The sequence below is a fragment of the Streptomyces sp. NPDC052036 genome, assembly GCF_040680495.1.
Classification (GTDB): Bacteria; Actinomycetota; Actinomycetes; order Streptomycetales; family Streptomycetaceae; genus Streptomyces.
Genome location: NZ_JBFAWW010000001.1, coordinates 386,890 through 406,754, shown reverse-complemented (window position 1 = coordinate 406,754; position 19,865 = coordinate 386,890). Strand labels below are relative to the sequence as shown.

18 protein-coding genes are annotated in these 19,865 nt (G+C 71.4%); 8 read left to right on the top strand and 10 right to left on the bottom strand.

What is annotated here, in order from left to right; genetic code table 11:
- Positions 1-113 precede the first annotated feature (113 nt).
- Genes AB0L95_RS02030 through AB0L95_RS02015 form a run of 4 tightly spaced genes read right to left on the bottom strand, consistent with a single transcriptional unit; the run spans position 114 to position 2,561 of the window.
- A complete protein-coding gene (locus AB0L95_RS02030) occupies positions 114-893 on the bottom strand; it encodes an alpha/beta hydrolase (protein WP_365155398.1) in 780 nt (259 codons plus the stop codon).
- Positions 886-1,482, bottom strand: a complete 597-nt coding sequence (locus AB0L95_RS02025) for a TetR-like C-terminal domain-containing protein (RefSeq protein ID WP_365155396.1) — start codon at positions 1,480-1,482, stop codon at positions 886-888. The genes AB0L95_RS02030 and AB0L95_RS02025 overlap by 8 nt, the downstream gene beginning before the upstream one ends.
- 45 nt (positions 1,483-1,527) lie before the next feature.
- Complete coding sequence (locus AB0L95_RS02020) at positions 1,528-1,728, bottom strand: DUF397 domain-containing protein (RefSeq protein ID WP_365155393.1); 201 nt, start codon at positions 1,726-1,728, stop codon at positions 1,528-1,530.
- Positions 1,725-2,561 (bottom strand): helix-turn-helix transcriptional regulator, encoded by an 837-nt coding sequence (locus AB0L95_RS02015; RefSeq protein WP_365155390.1) that lies wholly within the window; start codon positions 2,559-2,561, stop codon positions 1,725-1,727. Before AB0L95_RS02015 ends, AB0L95_RS02020 begins: the two co-directional genes overlap by 4 nt.
- Here AB0L95_RS02015 and AB0L95_RS02010 point away from each other — a divergent pair.
- Both AB0L95_RS02010 and AB0L95_RS02005 read left to right on the top strand, forming a co-directional pair.
- Entirely contained in the window at positions 2,560-3,150 is a 591-nt protein-coding gene (locus tag AB0L95_RS02010) for an ATP-binding protein (protein WP_365155387.1), read from the top strand. The two genes, AB0L95_RS02015 and AB0L95_RS02010, sit on opposite strands and share 2 nt — an antisense overlap.
- 103 nt (positions 3,151-3,253) lie before the next feature.
- Positions 3,254-4,486: an MFS transporter gene (locus AB0L95_RS02005; RefSeq protein WP_365155384.1), complete on the top strand. Its 1,233-nt coding sequence runs from the start codon at positions 3,254-3,256 to the stop codon at positions 4,484-4,486.
- 38 nt (positions 4,487-4,524) lie between these two features.
- Here the strand turns inward: AB0L95_RS02005 and AB0L95_RS02000 are convergent, their stop codons facing one another.
- From AB0L95_RS02000 to AB0L95_RS01990, 3 genes are all read right to left on the bottom strand, one after another.
- Positions 4,525-7,446, bottom strand: coding sequence for a glycoside hydrolase family 2 TIM barrel-domain containing protein (locus AB0L95_RS02000; RefSeq protein WP_365155381.1), 2,922 nt, complete (start codon positions 7,444-7,446; stop codon positions 4,525-4,527).
- Between the two features lie 50 nt (positions 7,447-7,496).
- Positions 7,497-8,750, bottom strand: a complete 1,254-nt coding sequence (locus AB0L95_RS01995; RefSeq protein ID WP_365155379.1) for an ROK family transcriptional regulator — start codon at positions 8,748-8,750, stop codon at positions 7,497-7,499.
- A 157-nt stretch (positions 8,751-8,907) separates the two neighbouring features.
- Positions 8,908-10,167: a D-arabinono-1,4-lactone oxidase gene (locus AB0L95_RS01990; protein ID WP_365155376.1), complete on the bottom strand. Its 1,260-nt coding sequence runs from the start codon at positions 10,165-10,167 to the stop codon at positions 8,908-8,910.
- Between the two features lie 87 nt (positions 10,168-10,254).
- Between AB0L95_RS01990 and AB0L95_RS01985 the strand changes: the two genes are divergently transcribed.
- The 4 genes from AB0L95_RS01985 to AB0L95_RS01970 all read left to right on the top strand — a co-directional run bounded on the left by AB0L95_RS01985 (position 10,255) and on the right by AB0L95_RS01970 (position 14,621).
- Positions 10,255-10,932 (top strand): pyridoxamine 5'-phosphate oxidase family protein, encoded by a 678-nt coding sequence (locus AB0L95_RS01985; protein ID WP_365155373.1) that lies wholly within the window; start codon positions 10,255-10,257, stop codon positions 10,930-10,932.
- 58 nt (positions 10,933-10,990) lie between these two features.
- On the top strand, positions 10,991-12,322 hold the full coding sequence (locus tag AB0L95_RS01980) for a radical SAM protein (protein ID WP_365155371.1): 1,332 nt from the start codon (positions 10,991-10,993) through the stop codon (positions 12,320-12,322).
- Between the two features lie 226 nt (positions 12,323-12,548).
- The gene (locus AB0L95_RS01975) at positions 12,549-14,045 is read left to right on the top strand and encodes a cellulose-binding domain-containing protein (RefSeq protein ID WP_365155368.1); all 1,497 of its coding nucleotides are present in this window, start codon (positions 12,549-12,551) and stop codon (positions 14,043-14,045) included.
- 123 nt (positions 14,046-14,168) lie between these two features.
- Positions 14,169-14,621: a YjfA family protein gene (locus AB0L95_RS01970; RefSeq protein WP_365155365.1), complete on the top strand. Its 453-nt coding sequence runs from the start codon at positions 14,169-14,171 to the stop codon at positions 14,619-14,621.
- A 153-nt stretch (positions 14,622-14,774) separates the two neighbouring features.
- On the opposite strand, the gene AB0L95_RS01965 is transcribed toward AB0L95_RS01970, so the two are convergent.
- The 3 genes from AB0L95_RS01965 to AB0L95_RS01955 form a co-directional block, all read right to left on the bottom strand.
- Positions 14,775-16,505: a DEAD/DEAH box helicase gene (locus tag AB0L95_RS01965; RefSeq protein WP_365155362.1), complete on the bottom strand. Its 1,731-nt coding sequence runs from the start codon at positions 16,503-16,505 to the stop codon at positions 14,775-14,777.
- Between the two features lie 87 nt (positions 16,506-16,592).
- On the bottom strand, positions 16,593-16,796 hold the full coding sequence (locus AB0L95_RS01960; RefSeq protein WP_071365560.1) for a cold-shock protein: 204 nt from the start codon (positions 16,794-16,796) through the stop codon (positions 16,593-16,595).
- A gap of 247 nt (positions 16,797-17,043) precedes the next feature.
- Entirely contained in the window at positions 17,044-17,400 is a 357-nt protein-coding gene (locus AB0L95_RS01955) for an SsgA family sporulation/cell division regulator (RefSeq protein ID WP_365155359.1), read from the bottom strand.
- Between the two features lie 380 nt (positions 17,401-17,780).
- On the opposite strand from AB0L95_RS01955, the gene AB0L95_RS01950 reads away from it, so the two are divergent.
- On the top strand, positions 17,781-18,692 hold the full coding sequence (locus AB0L95_RS01950; protein ID WP_365155356.1) for an alpha/beta hydrolase: 912 nt from the start codon (positions 17,781-17,783) through the stop codon (positions 18,690-18,692).
- 256 nt (positions 18,693-18,948) lie between these two features.
- Positions 18,949-19,833 (top strand): alpha/beta hydrolase, encoded by an 885-nt coding sequence (locus tag AB0L95_RS01945; RefSeq protein ID WP_365155353.1) that lies wholly within the window; start codon positions 18,949-18,951, stop codon positions 19,831-19,833.
- Positions 19,834-19,865 lie beyond the last annotated feature (32 nt).

Here is a 19,865-nt window from a genome sequence, read left to right as displayed (position 1 = left end):
TCACCTTGGCCGTGAGACCCTGACGCGCGGGGTGGGCGCGCCGGCCGCGCGCCCCCGCCCGTAAGCCCCTGGGGCGTCCCGACCGGAACCGGGGCGCTCCAGGTCCCACCCGGTCAGCCACGCAGCGCGGCCAGCACGTTCGCCGCGAACTCCCGGGGATGCTCGGCCGCCCCCAGATGCCCGCCGGGGAACTCGGCGAAACGGCTCCCGGTCAGCTCGGCCGCCACGGAGGCGGTCCGGTGCAGCGGCCCGCCGCGGGAATCCGCCCCCGCCGCCAGAGTCAGCGGCGCCGGCCTCAAGGCGTCCAGGTCCGGCAGGTACGCGGTGAACCGGGTCAGGACGCGGGTCAGGAAGAGGGCCATGGGGCTGCTCAACTCCCCCTCGGCGGACAGCGGCTGCCCGCTCTCGGGCGGAGTGGCGGGCGTGCCCGCCAGGCCGGCGGCGAGACGGGCTCCGGCCGCCGCGAGACCGGCGGTGCGATAGGTGTCGTACACCTCCGCGAACATCGCCGACTGTCGCTCGGCGTCCGACAGGACCCGCACCACCGGCGGCTCGTGCGCGATGACGTGCCGCAGCCGTTCCGGATGGCGGGCGAGCAGATCGAGTACGGCGATACCGCCCGAGCTGAAGCCGAGGACGTACGCCGACTCGCCGTCCGGCAGCACCTCGTCGAGCACACGGCGTGCGCCGTCGCTCCATGCCTCCACCCGCTGCTCCGCGACAGGCAGGCCGAGGCGACCGTGGGCGAGCCCGAGAGGGTCGTACGTCACCACGGTGAAGTGCCCGGCCAGATCGGCCGTCAGCGCGTCGAGCCCCATGGGGTGCCCCGCGCCGCCGGGAACGACCAGCAGCACGGGTCCGTTGCCCCGGATGTCGTGGCAGAGGTCAGCCATCGGTCTTCTCCTTCTGGCGGGGCCAGTGCTCCAATGCCGCGTGCAGGGCCTCGACGGCCTTGTCCCAGGACGCCTGTACGTCCCTCGGGTCGTTGAAGCCGCCGGAGGCCTCCAAAGCGCAGTAGCCGTGGAAGGTGCTGCGCAACAGGCGGACGGCGTCGGTGAGATCGGGTTCGTCGAGGCCGTAGGCGCGGAGCATGCCGTAGGTGATCTCGGCGGTGCGGCGCAGGGCGCCGGACTCGGCGACGAGTGCGCGCAGTGAGTCGTCGATCCGGATCTGGGTGGCCGCGTAGCGCCCCGGGTGTGCGAGGACGTACTTCCGATAGGCGCCCGCGAAGGCGGCCAGCGCGTCCTTGCCGGCCCGCCCCGCGACGGCCGCCGTGATGCCGTCGATCATCTCCTCGCCCGCCCGCAGCGCGAGGCGGGCCCGCAGCTCGCCCAGGCTCCGGACATGCGAGTACAGGCTCGCGTCCTTCACCCCGAAGTGCCGCGCCACGGCCGACAGGGTGAGCTTGTCGAAGCCGGCCTCGTCCGCGAGGTCGGCGGCCGCCGCGACGATCCGCTCGACGGTGAGCCCGGCACGGGCCATGGACGGGCTCCTTACCTAGGGGTCCTAGGTAAGAGCCTAGCGCACCTAGGAGACGAGGTCGTGGCCGTGCACGACGAACCCCACGAACTCCGACCAGGCGGCCGGGGAGAGGGCGAGCATGGGGCCGGTGGTCTTCTTGGAGTCGCGGACGTGGATGGTGGTGGGGCGGAGGGCTACTTCTACGCAGTCGCCGTCACCGCTACTGCTGTAGCTGCTCTTGAACCAGGCCAGTTCGGTCGTGCTCATAGCGCTCCTCGCATCCGTTCGAGCAGGCTCCGGGACTCGCCCGGGGAGAGAGCCTGTGAGCGCAGTTTCGCATAGCGCATGTGGAGCACACTGATCGCTTTCGGGTCCGCGACGAACTGGCCGCTTCGCTGCCCTTCGCAGTATCCGAACCACTCGTTCTCCGGGGTCTCCAGCAGTTGGATGGGACCGGCCAGCCCCGCATGGGCGCCGAGTGCCATGGGAAGCAACTGGAGTTCCACGTTGCGGGCCTTGGTCACCTCCAGCATGTGGCCGATCAGCTCACACGTGATGTCCCGCCCGCCGGTGGCCCGTCGGACGGCGTACTCCTCCACGATGAAGCTGAACGCCGCGTCGGTCCGGTCGGTCAACAGGCGCTGTCGTTCCTCGCGCGCGGCAAGATGGGCCTCGATCTGAGAGTCCGTGAGGACCGGCACCTGCTCGTCGAAGAGCACCCGCGCATACGCCTCGGTCTGCAACAAGCCCGGCACCAACCGATTCTCGAACGTGTACAGACTGATCGCCTGCTCCTCCAGCTCCGTCCACTGCCGGAACCAGGACGCCAGCCCCTTCTCCCGCCCGACATGCTTGTACGCGCCCTTCAGCGCCCCGAACGCGTCCAGCACCTCTTCCGCGCGCTCCACGAACACGCGCGGCGGGAAGCGCCGCCCCTGCTCGATCGAGGCGACCGTCGACGGCTGATACCGCACGAGCGGTGCGTACTCCTCCTGGGTGAGTCCCGCGCGTTTGCGGAAGGCCTTGTGGACCGCTCCGAAGCCTTTCAGACTGTCGGACGACTCCGGCTCGTTCGTGGTGTCGATGGTGCTGTCGGTCATGCCGGGACCCCCCGAGTGCACTGCTGCCAACCCCGCCAAGACCCCCATGGTCACGGACCGTTACCCGCACTGTCCACTCGGTGAACCCGTACGGTGCGCGGCGTACGAGTGGCGTACCTGGTGCGACGGCCGTGAGCCCGGCGACGGTTGGGCCATGCACGCAGACCCGCAGCTCCATGACCCCGTCACCGTACGTACGTTCACCCAGTTGTTCAGCAGTACCCCGCGAGGCGCACGGCTGGCGCGGCGGCTCGTGGCGAACCGGATGGACGTCTGGGGATTCCCGTACGACAGCGAGCCGAGCGAGAACGTGACGCTCGTCGTCGCCGAACTGGCCGCCAACGCCGTGCGCCATGGCCGGGTGCCGGGTCGTGACTTCCGTGTACGGCTGGTGCTGCGCGACGGCGTCGTACGCGTCGAAGTGTCCGACGCGCGCACCGAGCGGCTGCCCGTGGTGCGGGAGCCCGGCGGCGAGGACGGGCACGGGCTGCTGATCGTCGCCGCGATCGCGGAGCGCTGGGGCGCGGACCCGCGGCCGGGGCGCCCGTACAAGGTGGTGTGGGCCCAGGTGCGGGTGCGCAGGCCGTAATCCTGTTGGCCGGGCCGCCCTCCGGTGATACCCATGGACCGTCCATCCGCCCGGCGGTACCGGGCGGCAGGCACGGCGACACAGAGGGCGGGGGACCTGGCCGGTGGGGCGGACGCGAGCGCGGCGGGGCAGCAGGGACTTCGGGATCTTCTGGGCCGCGCAGACCCTCTCGGTGCTCGGTGACTCCTTCGCCCTGATCGCGCTGCCGCTGCTGGTGCTGGAGGCCACCGGGTCCGTCGCCCGGATGGGGCTGCTGACCGCGGCCGGCGGGGCGGCCGCGGTGCTGACCGGGGTCTTCGCCGGAGTGGTCGTGGACCGGATGGACCGCAGAAAGCTGCTGGTCGCCTGCGACCTCGTCCGCATGGTGCTGTACGCGCTGATCCCGCTCGTATGGCTCGCCGGGCCCCGGATCTGGCTGCTGTACGCCGTGCTGCCGTCGGCCGAGGCCGTTGGCATGGTGTTCGCCGTGGCGTACGTCACCGTCGTACGCCAACTGGTCGGCGGTGAGCGGATCACCGCGGCCAACGGGCGGCTGAACGCGACCGCCGCGGCGGCCGGCGTCGTCGGCCCGGTGGGCGCGGGGGTCGTGGCGGCCTGGGCGGGCCCGGTCGCCGCGGTGGCGGTGGACGCGGCGAGCTTCGGCGTGTCGGCGCTGTGCCTGGTCTTCGTGCGTTTCGGGCAGGCCGCCCCGCCCGAGCCGGCGGCGTCCCGGCAGCGGTTGCGACGGGACCTGCTCACCGGGGCGTCCTTTCTGTGGCACCACCCCGTACTGCGCACCCTGACCGTGCTGCTGTCCCTGTTCAGCTTCCTTCAACTGGGCCTGAACGACCTGATCATCTATCACCTCAAGCACGACCTCGGCCAGAACGACGGCGCGGTCGGCACCGTGCTCGCGGTCGGTGCGCTCGGGACGATCGCCGGGTCCCTGTCGGTGGCCCGGGTGCGCCGCGGGCTCGGTTTCGGGCCGACCTGGATCGGCGCGGTCGCCGTCTGCGGCCTGGCGCTCGGCGCTGTCGGCTGGGCGCGCGCCGTACCGGCCGTGGCGCTGCTGACCGCGGCCTTCTTCGGGGCCGCCGCCACCGCGGGAACCTGCTCCATGTCCCTGCGCCAGGAGGTGACCCCCCAGCATCTGCTGGGCAGGGTCACCTCCACGTTCTGGACGATCCACTACGCGGCGGCCCCCGTCGGTGCCGCCGTGCTCACCTGGGCCGCACAGCGCCAGGGCACCGCGGCGGTGGGAGCGGTGGCCGGTGCGTGCTGTGTGTGCATCGCCGCCCTCGCCGTGTTCACACCGGTACGGGTACGCCGCCCGGAGGCCGCCGGGGAGGCCGCCTGACGGGGCCGGGCGGAGCGCCGGACGGCGTACCCATACCGTCAGCCGGCCGGTGAGAACACGAAGGAGAACTCCGCGGGCTCGACCCGCAGGAAGTACTGCGGCAGCGGTCCCGGGCCGCACGACTGGGAACCGATGCCGTGCTGGCCGTGGTCGAGGTTCACCCACACCCTGTCGCCGGGGGTGAGGTCGGTGAGGTGCCCGGCCGCGTCCAGCGCCTCGTTCGTCCAGCGCCGTGCGCTGAACCAGAACTCCGGGTCGCCCTCGATCCTGAGACCGCCGATCTCGGCCCAGCGGACATCGGGCCGGGCGCCGTTCTCCTGCGGTTTGACGTACGGCGTCCCGAGCTCGTCGACCGTGGACTCCCAGCGGCCGATCCGGGAGGCCGACCTCGTGTCCGGGTACGCCTCGCCGGGCCCGCCGCCGTACCACCGCACGCGGTCCGCCGAGTCCGGCAGTCCGAACCGGATGCCGAGCCGGGGCAGCGGCACCGTCCAGTCGCCCTCGGGCGCGACGGACACGGTCAGCCTCAGCCGGTCCCCGTCGGAGGTCCAGCGGTAGACCGTGGAGAGGCCGATCTCCCGGGCGGCGGGCGCGACCCGCGTCCCCACGGTCAGCGCGTCGTCGCCCGGCTCCACGGCGTCCAGCCGGTGCCGCATCCGGTGCAGGCCGAGTTTCCGCCACAGCAGACCGTAGCGGGGGTCGCCCTGCCAGGAGGCGCCGTCGTCGTTGTCGGTGGGGGCCCGCCACACATCCAGACGCAGACCGGTCAGGTCCACCGCGCCGATGGTCCTCGGCGCGCCCGTGCGGGCGTCGAAGGTGGCCGGGCCGAGGGTGATCCGGCCGTCGGCGACGACGGGAGCCCGGTCCGGGGCGACCCGTACCGACGGCCGCCGGGCCACAGGGAACTGACCCCACGCCACCTCGTGTCCCGTCGGCGCCCACGCGGTGTCGGAGGCCAGCACCGCCCGCACTGTCCAGTGGGTCTCGGCACCCCGCACATCGGGCGGCTCCGGCAGCTTCACATCCGCTGACTGGCCCGGCGCGAGCACCGGCACCGACAGCGCACCCGACGCGACGGTCTCGCCGTCCGCCTGGAAGGACCACTCGAAGGCGAGTGCCGAGAGGTCGACGACGTCATGCCCGTTGTGGATCCGCACCGTGCCGCTGCGGCCCTCGCCCTCGATCCGGACCGGCTCGATGACCTTCTTGAACTCGATCAGGCCCGGCGAGGGCCTGCGGTCCGGGAACAGCAGCCCGTCGCAGACGAAGTTCCCGTCGTGCAGCTCCTCGCCGAAGTCGCCGCCGTAGGCGAAGCCGTACCGGCCGTCCTTGATGCCGTGGTCGATCCACTCCCAGATGAAGCCGCCCTGGAGCCGGTCGTACGTCTCGAAGAGCCGCTGGTAGTCGGCGATCCCGCCGGGCCCGTTGCCCATGGCGTGCCCGTACTCGCAGAGGACGAAGGGGAGTTCGCGCCGCTTGAGACCGCCGCCGTCCAGCCTCCGGCCGATCCGCTCCACCTCGTCGTGGAAGGCGTACATCCGCGAGTACATGTCCGTGTCGCGGCAGGTCGGATCGCCCTCGTAGTGCAGGAGCCGGGAGTTGTCCCGGTCGTGGATCCACTCGGCCATCGCCGTCAGTCCGCGCCCGGTGCCGGCCTCGTTGCCCAGGGACCAGATGACGACCGACGGGTGGTTCTTGTCGCGTTCGACCATGCGGGCGGCCCGGTCGAGCAGCGCCGGGGTCCAGCGGTCGTCGTCGACCGGGTTGTCACGCCAGGCCTGCTCGGTGAAGCCGTGGGTCTCCAGGTCGCATTCGTCGATCACCCAGAGGCCGAACTCGTCGCACAGGTCCAGGAAGGCGGGATGCGGCGGGTAGTGCGAGGTGCGGACGGCGTTGATGTTGTGCCGCTTCATCAGCAGCACATCCTCGCGCATGGTCTCCAGGTCGAGCGCGCGGCCCTTCTCGGGGTGCCACTCGTGCCGGTTGACGCCCTTGAAGAGCACCGGCCTGCCGTTGACCTTGATCAGACCGTCCTGGAGGGCGACCGTGCGGAAGCCGATCCGCAGGGGCACCTGCTCGCCCTCGGTGGCCAGCACACCGTCGTAGAGCCTGGGGTTCTCCGCGGACCACGGCTCCACGGGGACGGTCACCGACTCGCCGGTGGCGACATCGATACCGAGGGCGGGTACGGTGACCTGGCCGTCCACGTCCGAGTCGACCTTCAGCGTGCCCTCGCCGGACAGATGGTCGTACGAGGAGTGCACGAAGAAGTCGAGGACGGCGCCCGCCGGGCGGTGCAGCAGCGTGACGTCCCGGAAGATGCCCGGCAGCCACCACTGGTCCTGGTCCTCCAGGTAGGAGCCCGCGGACCACTGGTGGACCCGGACCGCGAGCACATTGCCGCGCGGCCGGAGCAGATGTCCGACAGCGAACTCGTGCGGCAGCCGGGAGCCCTTGAACTCGCCGATGTCGGTGCCGTTCAGCCACACCCGGGCGCAGGACTCCACGCCGTCGAAGCGCAGTACCGTCCCGCCGTCCGACGGCCAGTCGTCCGGCAGGTCGAACAGGCGCAGATGGTCGCCAGTGGGGTTCTCGGTCGGGACGCGGGGCGGGTCGACCGGGAAGGGGTAGAGGTGGTTGGTGTAGATGGGAGACCCGAAGGAGCCGTCGCCCTGGAGCACCCAGTGGCCGGGTACGGCAAGCTGCGCCCAGTCCCCGGCGTCGTATCCGGGCTCGGCGAACGAGTCGTCGTGGGCGTCCGCCGTCGGCGCCGGACGGAAGCGCCAACTGCCGTTCAGGGAGAGGGAGGACGCGTCCGAGGACGCGTACCACGCGCGCGGCGGCAGGCTGCCGCTGCCCGGTGAGACGTCCTCGACGTAACCGACGGCAGAAGAAGCAGAGGAGGCAGAGGAGGTCGAGGAGGGAGAGGACGAGAGCTCGGGGGAGGGGCGGAAGGTCATCGTTCTCCTAGCTCAGCGGTGCGGGATCGAGACGGTGACGGCCATGAGGATCAGGTGCGGCTTCTCGCGGGGGCGGTGCGCGGGCCGGGTCCCCGGCCGGTTCTCCGGCCGGGGCCGGCCGGCTGGAGCGCGCCTTCGAGGGCGAAGGTCGCGGCGCCGAGGCACACCGGGTCGGTGGGGATCGGGGACAGGACGATCTCGGTGGCGGTGAACGGGCGTCGGAGCGCGTGCTGTTCGACGACCGCACGCACCTCGGCCAGCAGCGGTTCGCCGAGCGTCGCCGCGACCCAGCTGCTGAGCACCACCACCTCGGGGTTGAGCAGATTGACCAGATCGGCGATCGCGGCACCCAGGTGACGGGCGGTGGCGCGGACGACGTCGAGGGCGACGGGATCCCCGCCGGCGGCCCCGCGGGCGAGGGCGTCGATCGTGGCGGTCTGGTCCCCTGGGTGCAACAGCGGGCTGTCCGGGCTCAGTTCCCGCAGGTTCCGCATGATGCCGGGTGCCCCGACGTAGGCCTCCACACAGCCCCGGTCACCGCAGTGGCACGGCCGCCCGTCCAGCACCAGCGTCGTATGGCCCCACTCGCCCGCACTGTTGCTGACACCCCGGTGAAGTCGGCCGCCCAGCGCCAGCCCGGCACCGACGCCCGTGCCCAGGTTGACGATCACGGCGTCCTCGCGCCCACGGGCTGCGCCGAACCACAGCTCGGCCACCACGCTGGCACGCAGCGGGTTGTCCAGATACAAGGGATGGGCGATGTGCTCCGCGAGCAGGTCGAGCAGCGGCACATCGTGCCAGCCCCAGTTCGCGGCGTACTCGGCCACGCCCCGGTCGCGGTCGACCTGACCGGGCACGCTGATGCCGGTCCCCAGGACCCGGGAGCCCTCCACACCGGCCCGCGCGACCACGGAGTCCACGGCCGCCGCCACTTGGGCGACGACCTGGCCGGGGCGGGTCCGGCCGGGCGCCATGTCCTCGTCGGCGCGGGCCAGTACGTTCAGCGCCAGGTCGAACAGCTCGACGCGGACGTATGTCTCCGCCAGGTCGACGCCGATCAGGGCGCCCCCCGACGCGTTGACCGCGACCAGACCGCGCGGCCGGCCGCCCGCCGACTCCTCGAATCCGACCTCGGTCAGCATCCCGAGGTCGAGCAGTTCACCGACGAGCGTGGCGACCGTGGGCAGACTCAGCCCGGTCACGGCCGCCAGCTCCGGCCGGGACGTCGGCGACCGGGCGATGATCTGACGCAGCACCTCGTACCGGTTGGCGGTACGAATGTCGCGCGACGTGCCCGGCTTCATCCGGCCTTCCCCCGACTTCCCCTGGCTTGATGCGACTCCGCTCCGACCTCGGCGCGGCCCGGCGCGAGCCTATGACCGCCGATGGGTTTCTACAAGGGGTTAGGAAAGGGGTTTTACGAAGCCGGGACAGGGGAAGCCAGGAGCGGTGGGGCCGCGGTCAGGGCGTTGTCCCGGTCGCTCCCAGCACGTCCGCCACGAACCGGTTGCGGAACTTCCCCGTCGGGTCCAGCTCGGCCGCGAGCACCGCGAAGTCGTCCAGCCGCGGGTAGCGCGCGTGGAGCGTCCGCGCGGGCACGGTGAACACCTTGCCCCAGTGCGGGCGGGCCTCGAACGCGTCGAGTGCCTCCTCCACCCGCCGCACCACCGGCAGCACGGCCGCCGTGTCCTCGACCCAGGTGAAGTGCAGCGCCACCGAGTCCCTCCCGTACGCGGGGCTCAGCCACTGGGCGTCGGCGGCGATCGTGCGCACCTCGCAGGTCTGCAGCACGGGCGCCACCGTCGTACGGATCGCGTCCAGGGCGTGCAGCGCCTCAAGCGCGTGCGGGCGCGGCAGCAGATACTCCGACTGCAACTCGGCGCCGCTGCTCGGTATGAAGTCCGCCCGGAAGTGCGGAAGCCGCTCGTGCCAGGGCCCGGGGACGCCGAACTGCCGGGTGCAGTTGACCGCGGGCATGCCGGGCACCGGGTGCATCGCCTCGGTGGCCGGCCGCGCCCAGGAGAGGTCCGGCAGCGGCTGGTCGGTGCGCCGCTTCAGCCACACCTGCCGGAATCCCGGCGCGCGCCAGTCGGTGAACAGACTCACGCTGTACGCCGACGCCGCCACGCTCTCGAAGTCCAGCCCCGCCAGCGGGAGTTCGGTGAACACATGCTGCTCGACACGGAAGTCCGGCTCCAGGTCCAGGGTGAGCGCGCTGACCACGCCGAGCGCCCCGAGCGCGGTCACCGCGCCGTCGAAGCGGCGCTCCCCGCGCCCGATCCGCAGCGTCGACCCGTTCGCCGTGATCAGCTCCACCTCGCGCACGGCCGACGCGAGCGAGCCGTTGGCGACCCCGGAGCCGTGCGTGCCGGTGGCGACCGAGCCCGCCACCGAGATGTGCGGCAGGGACGCCATGTTGTGCAGGGCGAGCCCGTGCTCGTGCACCACCCGGGCCAGTTCGGCGTACCGGACACCTCCGCCCACCCGTACCGTACAGGCCGCGGTGTCCACGTCCACCTCGGCCGGCAGCGCGGACAGCGAGACCAGCACACCGTCGGCGCCCGGTTCGGCGATGTCGTTGAAGGAGTGCCCACTGCCCAGGACGCGCACCTTCGCGTGCGCGGCGACCAGCGCTCTCAGCACGTCGAGCGAGCCCGGCCGGTGCAGCTCCTTGGCGGCGTAGGTGATGTTGCCCGCCCAGTTGGTCACGCTCTCGGTCATCTCGTTGTCCCTCCCCGTGGCACGAGCCACCTCCGCCGTCACATCCGCGCATCCACCGGCGAACCTATATCGGTAGCCTCGCTGGTCATGACGCAGCCTCCGCCGCTATCCGCCACCCTCCCGCAGACCGAGCTGACGACGCACCGCCGCCTGCGCGACCAGGGCAGCCTTCGGCGGGCCGATCTCCACGCGATCCTCGACGCGGGGTTCGTCTGCCACCTCGGCGTGGTCGTCGACGGCCGGCCACTGGTCGTGCCCACCGTGTACGGGCGCGACGACCAGCAGCTCTACCTCCACGGCTCGGTCGCCAGCCGCAGCCTCACCGGCGGCACTCCCGTCTGCGTGACCGTCACGCACGTCGACGGGCTGGTCCTCGCGCGGTCCGTCTTCGAGCACGGGGTGAACTACCGCAGCGCCGTGATCCACGGCGTCCCCCGCCGCGTCACCGACCCCGAGGAGAAGCTGGCGGGACTGCGCCGGCTCACCGAGCACGCGACCCCGGGGCAGTGGTCGTACGCCCGCCGGCCGAACCGCAAGGAGCTGGCCGCCACCACCCTGCTCGCCCTGTCCCTCGAAGAGGCCTCGGTCAAGATCCGCACAGGCGCCCCCGACGACGGCGACGGGCCCGACGCGGAGCTGGGCCTGTGGGCCGGTGAGCTGCCGCTCACCTCGGTGTGGGGCGCGCCCGTGCCGGACCCCCGGCTGCCGCCGGACATCGCCGTACCAGGACACATCGCGCGGCGCGAGGGGACCCGGCACGGCTGACGCGCAGGCGGGGGCATACCGTGAGGAGCCGAACGCCTGAGCCGGGAGGAGATACGGGATGGGCAGCCGCACCGCATTGGTCGAGGATCTGATGGAGCGCTTCCCGCACGTGCCGCGGGAAGCCGTCTTCAAAGAGGACCTGCTCCGCGGAGGCGTGGCCTTCGACGCGTCCGCCCTCTCGGACAACGAGAACGGCGAGGTCAAGCCGAAGTCGTACTTCATCTTCTCCTTCGACCACGGCACCCTGCCGGAGCTGGGCGAGGCGGCCCTGCGCCGCCCGCCCGAGGAGATCATCCTCACCGGCGGCCCCTACGACCTGCGCCGGACCGTCGTCTCCGTACGGGTCAACCCGTCCTCGCCCTACCGGGTGGCCGCCGACGAGGACGGCCTGCTCGGCCTCTACCTCGACGGGCGGCGGATCGCGGACGTCGGCGTGCCGCCCATGCCCGAGTACTACCGGCACACCCTCTCCAACGGGAAGTCCGTGATGGAGGTGGCCCCCACCATCCAGTGGGGCTATCTCATCTACCTCACCGTCTTTCGCGTCTGCCAGTACTTCGGCGCCAAGGAGGAGTGCCAGTACTGCGACATCAACCACAACTGGCGCCAGCACAAGGCGGCCGGCCGCCCGTACACCGGTGTGAAGGACGTCGAGGAGGTCCTGGAGGCGCTGGAGATCATCGACCGGTACGACACCCAGCAGGCGTCCACCGCCTACACCCTCACCGGCGGCGCGATCACGTCCAAGGTCGCGGGCCGGGACGAGGCCGACTTCTACGGGCACTACGCCAAGGCCATCGAGGAGCGCTTCCCGGGCCGCTGGATCGGCAAGGTCGTCGCCCAGGCGCTGCCGAAGGCCGACGTACAGCGCTTCAAGGACTACGGCGTGCAGATCTACCACCCCAACTTCGAGGTGTGGGACCGGCGTCTGTTCGAGCTGTACTGCCCGGGCAAGGAGCGATACGTCGGCCGGGACGAGTGGCACCGGCGGATCCTCGACTCCGCGGACGTCTTCGGCGCGCGCAACGTGATCCCCAACTTCGTGGCGGGCGTGGAGATGGCCGAACCCTTCGGCTTCACCACCGTCGACGAGGCGATCGCCTCCACCACGGAGGGCCTGCGCTTCTTCATGTCGCACGGCATCACGCCCCGCTTCACCACCTGGTGCCCGGAGCCGACGACCCCGCTCGGCAAGGCCAACCCGCAGGGCGCGCCGCTGGAGTACCACATCCGTCTGCTGGAGGCCTACCGCGCCACGATGGACGACTTCGGACTGTCCTCCCCGCCCGGCTACGGCCCGCCCGGCCCGGGCCGCGCGGTGTTCTCCGTCAGCTCGTTCATGGACAGCCTCCCGGCCCAGGAGACGACCGAGGAACCAGCCCGCGCGTAACACGCATCACAAACGCATCACAGGCCCCGGCGCGATGAGTCGTGCCGGGGCCTGTGTGCGTACCACTCGGCGGAAGGCAAGCCCTTCCATGGCATTTGAAAACGCCGCTTGTCAGTTGTGCGGGAGGCGTGAAAGGCTCTGGCCCTGCCGTCAGACGGCCCCCAACTCCCCTGTATCACAGGTGTGTTGGCCTTGCTCGTGGAAGCAGTTGATGCAGGAGCCCGCCATGCCTGACCTGCCGACCCCTCAGGACGCCGCCGAGGCGGCGCTGTTCTCCGAGTGCTGGGACGCGGTCCTGTCGTACGCCGACCTGTGCACCTCCGGGTCGTCGGCCGGCCGGCACCTGGCCACCGAGGCGTTCAGCCGCGGCATCCATGAGGCACGTGAGGCCGAGGCCCAGGAGCGGACCAGCGGGCGCCGCACCCCGCGGCTGCCCCGGATCCCGCTGCTGCTCACCGCGGTCCGCAGTACCGCCGCGGCTTGGGAGGACGAGGGCAAGGGACATCTGCTCGATCCGGATCTGCGCCTGTGGCTGAACTCCGGGAAGGCCGCCCGGTACACCGGCCCGCCCCTGACGCGCCCGCTGGCCCTGCGCGGACTGAAGGACCTTCAGGAGCCGGACGCGGCGCTGCTGTGGCTGGTGGAGGTGGAGGCGCTGCCCCTGCCGGACGTGGGCCGTCGGCTGGGCCTGGACCCGGCGACCGCCGCGCAGGAACTCATCCAGGTGCGGGCGCTGTTCCGGGACCGCTGCCGGCGCAACCATCTCGACACCCCGATGGGCGCGGACTGCCGCACCTATGCCCGGCTCCTCGACGCGGTCACCCGCTCCCCGGGCGCCGACACGCCCGGAGACCTCTCGCGGCACCTCGCCACCTGCGTGGAGTGCGCGGAGGCCGCGGCCTGCCTGCGGCTGCACGGCGGTGGCACGCCCGCCGCGCTGGCGAGCGGAGTCATCGGCTGGGGCGGGCTCGCCTATCTGGAACGGCGCCGCAGGGCCGCGGAAGCGGGGCTGATCGGAGGACGCACGGACGCGGGCAGCGACCGGGGCATCTCGGTGGGCGCCGTGACGCGGCCCCGGATCGGCCGGTCCGGGATCCTGGCCACGGCCGTGATCGTGTCCGCGCTCGCACTGACGGTCTCGCTCATGCAACTCGGCGACTCGGGCGGGCGGGCGAGCGCGAGCAACGACCCGACCGAGGGCGCGATCGCGGCCTCTACGCCGTCCTTGCCGCCCCTCGGTACGACCCCGGGCCACACCCCGACCGGCACGTCTCACGTCACGCGCCCGGCCCGCTCGGGCAGCACCCCCAAGAGCGGTGACTCCGACACCGAACCCCAGGGGAAGTCGACGAGCCCGGTGGCCGACCCGACCACGGCGTCGGCGGCTCCCGCCCCGCCCGCGCCTTCGACCTGCCGGGTGAAGTACGACATCGTCGACGAGTGGCCGGAGGGCTTCCAGGCCACGGTCACGGTCACCTCGGCCAAGGCGCTCGACGACTGGCACATCGACTGGACCTTCGGGGACGGCCAGCACATCACCCAGATGTGGGACGGCGCCTACACCCAGGACGGCTCCGAGGTCACCGCGCGCGCTGCCGACTACAACAAGCAGGTCGCCGCGAACGGCACCTTCGCCGTGGGGTTCAACGCGACCTGGCACGGCACCAACGGCGAACCCCGCGCTTTCACGGTGAACGGCGCCGCCTGCTCGACAACCGGCTGAGCCTCACGACAACTCCGGTTGCACGCGCCGGGCGGCCGGTGTCTCCTGGATCTACCTGTCATCAGGTTCCTGCACAGGGGGTTCGAACCTGCTCGGCGATCGCACGGGCGGGGAGCAATCCCTATGGGAGGTACTGCCATGGCGAGGACACGGCACCGTGCACTGCCGATCGCCGCACTGCTGGTGACGGCAACGGCGGCGGTCACCACCACAGCGGTCCCTGCCTCAGCACAGACCGCACCAAGCGCGAGTCCGACATGTCACGGCCCCACGTGTGAGGGGCAGGATCCCCGCACGACTCGCTGCAGTGCGGACGCGCGCTCCGTCTTCGACGAGGTGTTCCAGGGCCGGGTGATCCGACTGCGGTACAGCGAGACCTGCCGAGCGGCTTGGGCCCAACTCTGGAACGGGCAGCCGGGCGATGTCGCGACGGTGCGAGGGGACGGCGGGCGCTTCCAACTCCGCGTGATCACCACATCGGACAACGTGTATACGCCGATGGTGAATGACATGGGAGTGACGGCCAAGGCGTGCGTCAGGGTCCTTCTCGACGAGAAGTGCACCGACTCCTGGTAAGACGAGAGGCGCATCAACTCCTGCTGAGCAGGTTCGACAAGGAAACATCAGGGGCGCCCGCTCGCGGGCGCCCCTGAGTGCGCTCCCTGTGCCGATCGGGCCCCGACGCCTAAGCGAGGTGATCAACAGGGGGAAGTGGTGCCTGATGCCGCACTAGTCGGCCGACGTGCGGCGGCCGCCTCGGCGGTCGGCGCCGCGGCCGCCGGTGCCGGCAGCGCCGCCCGTGGCTCCGCCGGCCGCCGCTCGCGGGCGGGACCTGCGGGCATCCTTGCCGGATGCGGTGCCGGTCGCCGCACCGGGCGCGGCTCGGCGGTCGGAACCCCGGCCGCCCGCACCCCCGGCACTCCCCGTGGCCCCGGCGGCTCCCGCACGGCGGGCGGAGCCGCGCCCGCCGGTTGCGGAGGTACCACCAGCCGCTGCCGTCCCGGCGGCGGCCCGGCGGTCCGAGCCACGGCCACCCGTACCGGTGGCAGCACCTGTCGCCGTTCCGGGCCCGCCGCCGTTTCGGACGCGGCGGCCGGACCGCCTGCTGCGCTCGCTGCCGGCCTTCCGGTCCGGGCGGGACGTCGTCGGCGTGGCCGGCTGGGGGACCTCGATGGTGACGGGCACGCCGGACGGCTCGCGGGCGCCGGTGATGGCGGCCAGTTCCGCGTCGCTCGACTTGATCTGGGCCGTGCGGGGGCGGATGCCCGCGTCCGACATGAGCCGGGTGACGTCCCGCTTCTGGTCGGGCAGGACCAGGGTGACCACGCTGCCCGTGCCGCCGGCGCGGGCCGTGCGTCCGCCTCGGTGGACGTAGTCCTTGTGGTCGGCGGGGGGATCGACGTTCACGACGAGGTCGAGGTCGTCGACGTGTATGCCCCGGGCCGCGACGTTCGTCGCCACCAGCGCGGTGACCTGACCGTTCTTGAACTGTTCCAGGGTGCGGTTGCGCTGGGGCTGGGAGCGGCCTCCGTGCAGTGCCGCGGCGCGGACACCGACGGCCAGGAGCCGCTTGGTGAGCCGGTCGGCGGACCTCTTGGTATCGAGGAACAGGATGACCCGGCCGTCACGGGCGGCGATGCGCGTGGTGACCGCCTTCTTGTCGGTCTCGTCCTGGACGTGGAGCACGTGGTGCTCCATGGTGGTCACCGCCCCCGCGGACGGGTCCACGGAGTGCACCACGGGGTCGGTCAGGAACCGCTGCACCAGGCGGTCGATGTTGCGGTCCAGGGTGGCCGAGAAGAGCATGCGCTGCCCGTCGGGCCGTACTTGCTGGATCAGCTTGGTGATCTGCGGCAGGAAGCCCATGTCGGTCATCTGGTCGGCTTCGTCCAGCACCGTGATGCGTACGCTGCCGAGCACGCAGTCACCCTGCGCCACCAGGTCGTTGAGCCGGCCGGGGGTCGCCACGAGCACCTCGGTGCCGCGCCGGAGCGCAGCGGCCTGCTTGGTGATGGACAGCCCGCCGACCACGGTGGCCAGCCTGAGGTTCACCGCCGTCGCATAGGGGGTCAGCGCGTCGGTCACCTGCTGGGCGAGTTCACGGGTGGGCACCAGCACAAGGGCGAGGGGGGCCTTGGGCTCCGCACGCAGTCCGGCCGTGCGGGCCAGGAGCGCAAGCCCGAACGCGAGGGTCTTGCCGGAGCCGGTGCGTCCCCGTCCCAGCAGATCACGGCCGGCCAGCGAGTTGGGCAGCGTGGCGGCCTGGATGGGGAAAGGGGTGGTGACGCCTTGCGCGGTGAGGGTCTTCAGCAGTCCCGCGGGCATGTCCAGACCGGCGAAGTCCTCGACGGGGGGAAGTGCGGGTGTCGTGCTTTCCGGCAGCCGGAATTCCCTCGGCGACGACGCGGACGGTGACGGTGACGAGGCGCGCCGGTTCGACTTCTGGGGCCTGCGGGACATTCGGTTATCTGCCTTCCTGGAAACAGCACAAACCGGGGTCCGCACCATGGTGGTGCGGACCCCGGTGAGCGGATACGCGCCCGGCAATCAGGCGGGGATGATGTTCTCCGCCTGCGGGCCCTTCTGGCCCTGCGTGACGTCGAAGGAGACCCGCTGGCCCTCCTGGAGCTCACGGAAGCCCTGGGTCGCGATGTTCGAGTAGTGGGCGAAGACGTCGGGGCCGCCGCCGTCCTGCTGGATGAAGCCGAAACCCTTTTCGGCGTTGAACCACTTCACGGTTCCCTGTGCCATGACTTTCTCCGATCTGTAGGCAGAGGCCCCATCCGGAGATGCCGGAAAACAAATAATGCGCCTGAAGGCGGAACATTCCCGTCAGGCGCACATAGGTTCATGGGTACCACAACTGCAACGCCGAGACCTTAGCACAGCTCGGCGGTCCGCGGTGGATCACGTGGCAATGTGACCGTGGTCACAGCCGCGGGCTCAGGGTCCGGCGGCGGCGCCACCGCGGGCCCGCCGGGCGGAGTTCCAGCCGGTCTCACTCGCTGCCGGCCGTGAGCGAGTCGATGAGGCGGTCCAGATCGACGTGGTGGTGCTCGGTGCCCGGCGGCACCAGCGCCTCGGACCGGCGCAGGAAGCCCATGACCATCGCGGCGCGGGCCGCGAGCAGCGCCGCCCCGGTGCGGGTCCGCAGGAGGAGGCGGACCGCCTCCGGATCGCACCGGTGACGCGGGATGACCGCCACGTCTCCGATCCCCGCGGGTCGACGGACTCCCTCCAGCAGGTGCGACCGGGCGAAAACCCAGTCGACGGAAGGGGTCGAGGGGGCGCCGATGGAGAGACGCACGGCGTAGGGATCGGCCACGTCGTAACAGAGTTCGACGGGGAGCGGCACCCAGGGTCCGCCGCCCACGCTGATCTTGACTTCCGCCGGGAGAACGGTCGAGGGTACATCCGCGGAATCGGAAAGAGGGATTCTCATTCAGCCCCTGTGTCTGAGAATTCGTACGGTTTCCGACGACCGTACGCCGGGGCGGTGGGGTGGCTTGTCGACGCGTGCACCGGGTGTTGTCCGAAAAAGTGAACCTGCTATTCCGCCGATCACATGGCAGAGCCCCGGGCAGTGGGGCGAGCAGTGCACCGCTGATGTTCTCAGAATGCACAATCCCGGCCGCAACTCGCCTTTCCGCTTTCGCCGTGGTTACTGTCTCGGCAGCTGAATCCGGTCGATGCCGAATTTCATTTTTCAGCCGATGAATGGCAAGGGAGAACCGCATGAACCTCACCACCCGGCCGTTGCGACGAAAGTCCGGGCTGCTCGCCCTGTCCTGCGTGATCGCCGCAGCGACCACCGTGTTCGTCGCGACTCAGGGAAGCGCGGCACCGGCGAAGGCCGCGACGGCGTCCTCGATCACGGCCTCCGTGACGGCGGACTTCGAGGCGAAGGGCGGCAAGCCGACGGTCGTGCTGGTGCACGGCGCCTGGGCCGACGCGTCGAGCTGGAACGGGGTCACCAGCCGCCTCCAGCACGCCGGTTACACCGTCTACGCCCCGCCGAACCCGCTGCGCGGCGTCGCCCAGGACGCCGAGACCCTGAGCGACTTCCTGGCGACCATCCCCGGGCCCGTGGTGCTCGTCGGCCACTCCTACGGCGGCTTCGTGATCACCAACGCGGCGGTGAACGCCCCGAACGTCAAGGCGCTCGTCTACGACGACGCCTACATCCCCGACCAGGGCGAGACCGTCTTCCAGATCAACGCGGCCGAGCCGGGCTCGTGCGTGACGGCCGAGCCGTCGACGTTCCTGAACCTGGTGCCCTACCCGGGCGCGCAGAACGGCGACGTCGACGCATACCTCAAGTTCGCCCCCAACGGCGACTACAAGGGCTTCCAGGGCTGCTTCGCCAACGGTGTGCCCCACCAGCAGGCCCGGCTCCTCGCCGCCGGCCAGCGGCCGTTCGCCGTGAGCGCGGGTTCGGAGCCCTCCGGCGTCCCCGCGTGGAAGACCATCCCGTCGTGGGCGGTCGTCGGCACGCAGGACCACGTCATTCCGCCGACCGAGCAGCGCTCCATGGCCGAACGGGCGAACGCCCGCATCACCGAGGTCAAGGCGGGTCACCTGTCCCTGGTCACGCGCCCCGACGTGGTCGCCGGCACCATCACCGCCGCGGCCCGGACGGTCGGCTGACCGTGCGACCGGCCCCGCCCGGCACGGCGGGGCCGCCTGTCACCGCGGCCTTCGGCCGTCGGCGCCCGGCAGTCGCGTCAGGCCCGCGACGGGTCTCGTCAGTGCACTCTGACATCCGCACCCGTGCAGAGGCCGCGACATCCGAGGGACCACCGCGCCTTAGCGTCGCACCGCCGGCAGCGGACGAGGCACGGCCGGGACCGCCCCCTCCCGGCCGACGGTCAAGTCCCCACCCCCTCGACCCGAGCGGACACCCATGACCGACCTGACAGATCTCACAGAAATGACGCACCACACCGCCGTACTCAACGGGATCAAGCAGCACTGGGTCAGCGCGGGGCAGGGCCCGCCGGTCTACCTGCTGCACGGCTTCCCCGAGACCTGGTACGGGTGGCGCAAGCAGATCCCCGTACTGGCCGAGCGGTTCACCGTGATCGCCCCGGACCTGCGGGGCTACGGCGACACCGAGAAGCCCGCCTCCGGATACGACAAGCGGACGATGGCCAACGACGTCATCGCGCTGATGGACCACCTCGGACACGAGCGGATCGCCCTGGTCGGCCACGACCGCGGCGCTCGCGTCGGCACCCGGTTCGCCAAGGACCACCCGCAGCGCCTCGACCGGTTCGTGGCGATGGACAACATCCCCACGCGAGTGATCGCCGAGACCTACGACGTGACCCTCGCCCGGCAGGGGTACTGGTTCTTCACCTTCCTCGGCGTGCCCGACCTTCCCGAGGCGCTGATCGCCGGTCGCGAGGAGATCTGGCTCACCCACTTCTTCCGCAGCTGGTCGTACAACCCCGACCTGTTCACCCCCGCCGAGGTCGCCGAGTACGTCCGGGCCTACCAGCAGCCCGGCGCCGTACGGGGCTCCTGCATGGACTACCGAGCGGCGCCCCAGGACGTCGCCCAGGACCAGGAGGACGTCGACCGGCTCATCGACTGCCCCGTACTGACCATGCGGGGCGAGGACTTCAGCGCCGTCGGGCAGGCCTACGACGTCCTGGAGGTGTGGAAGGGACTGGCCCGGGACGTCCGTGGGGCGCCCGTCGCCCAGTGCGGCCACCTCTGCCAGGAGGAACGCCCCGACATCGTCAACCGGGAACTCCTCGACTTCCTCACGGACTGGACCGGCTGACCCGCCCCGCCGAGGCGGACTTCCCCCCAACC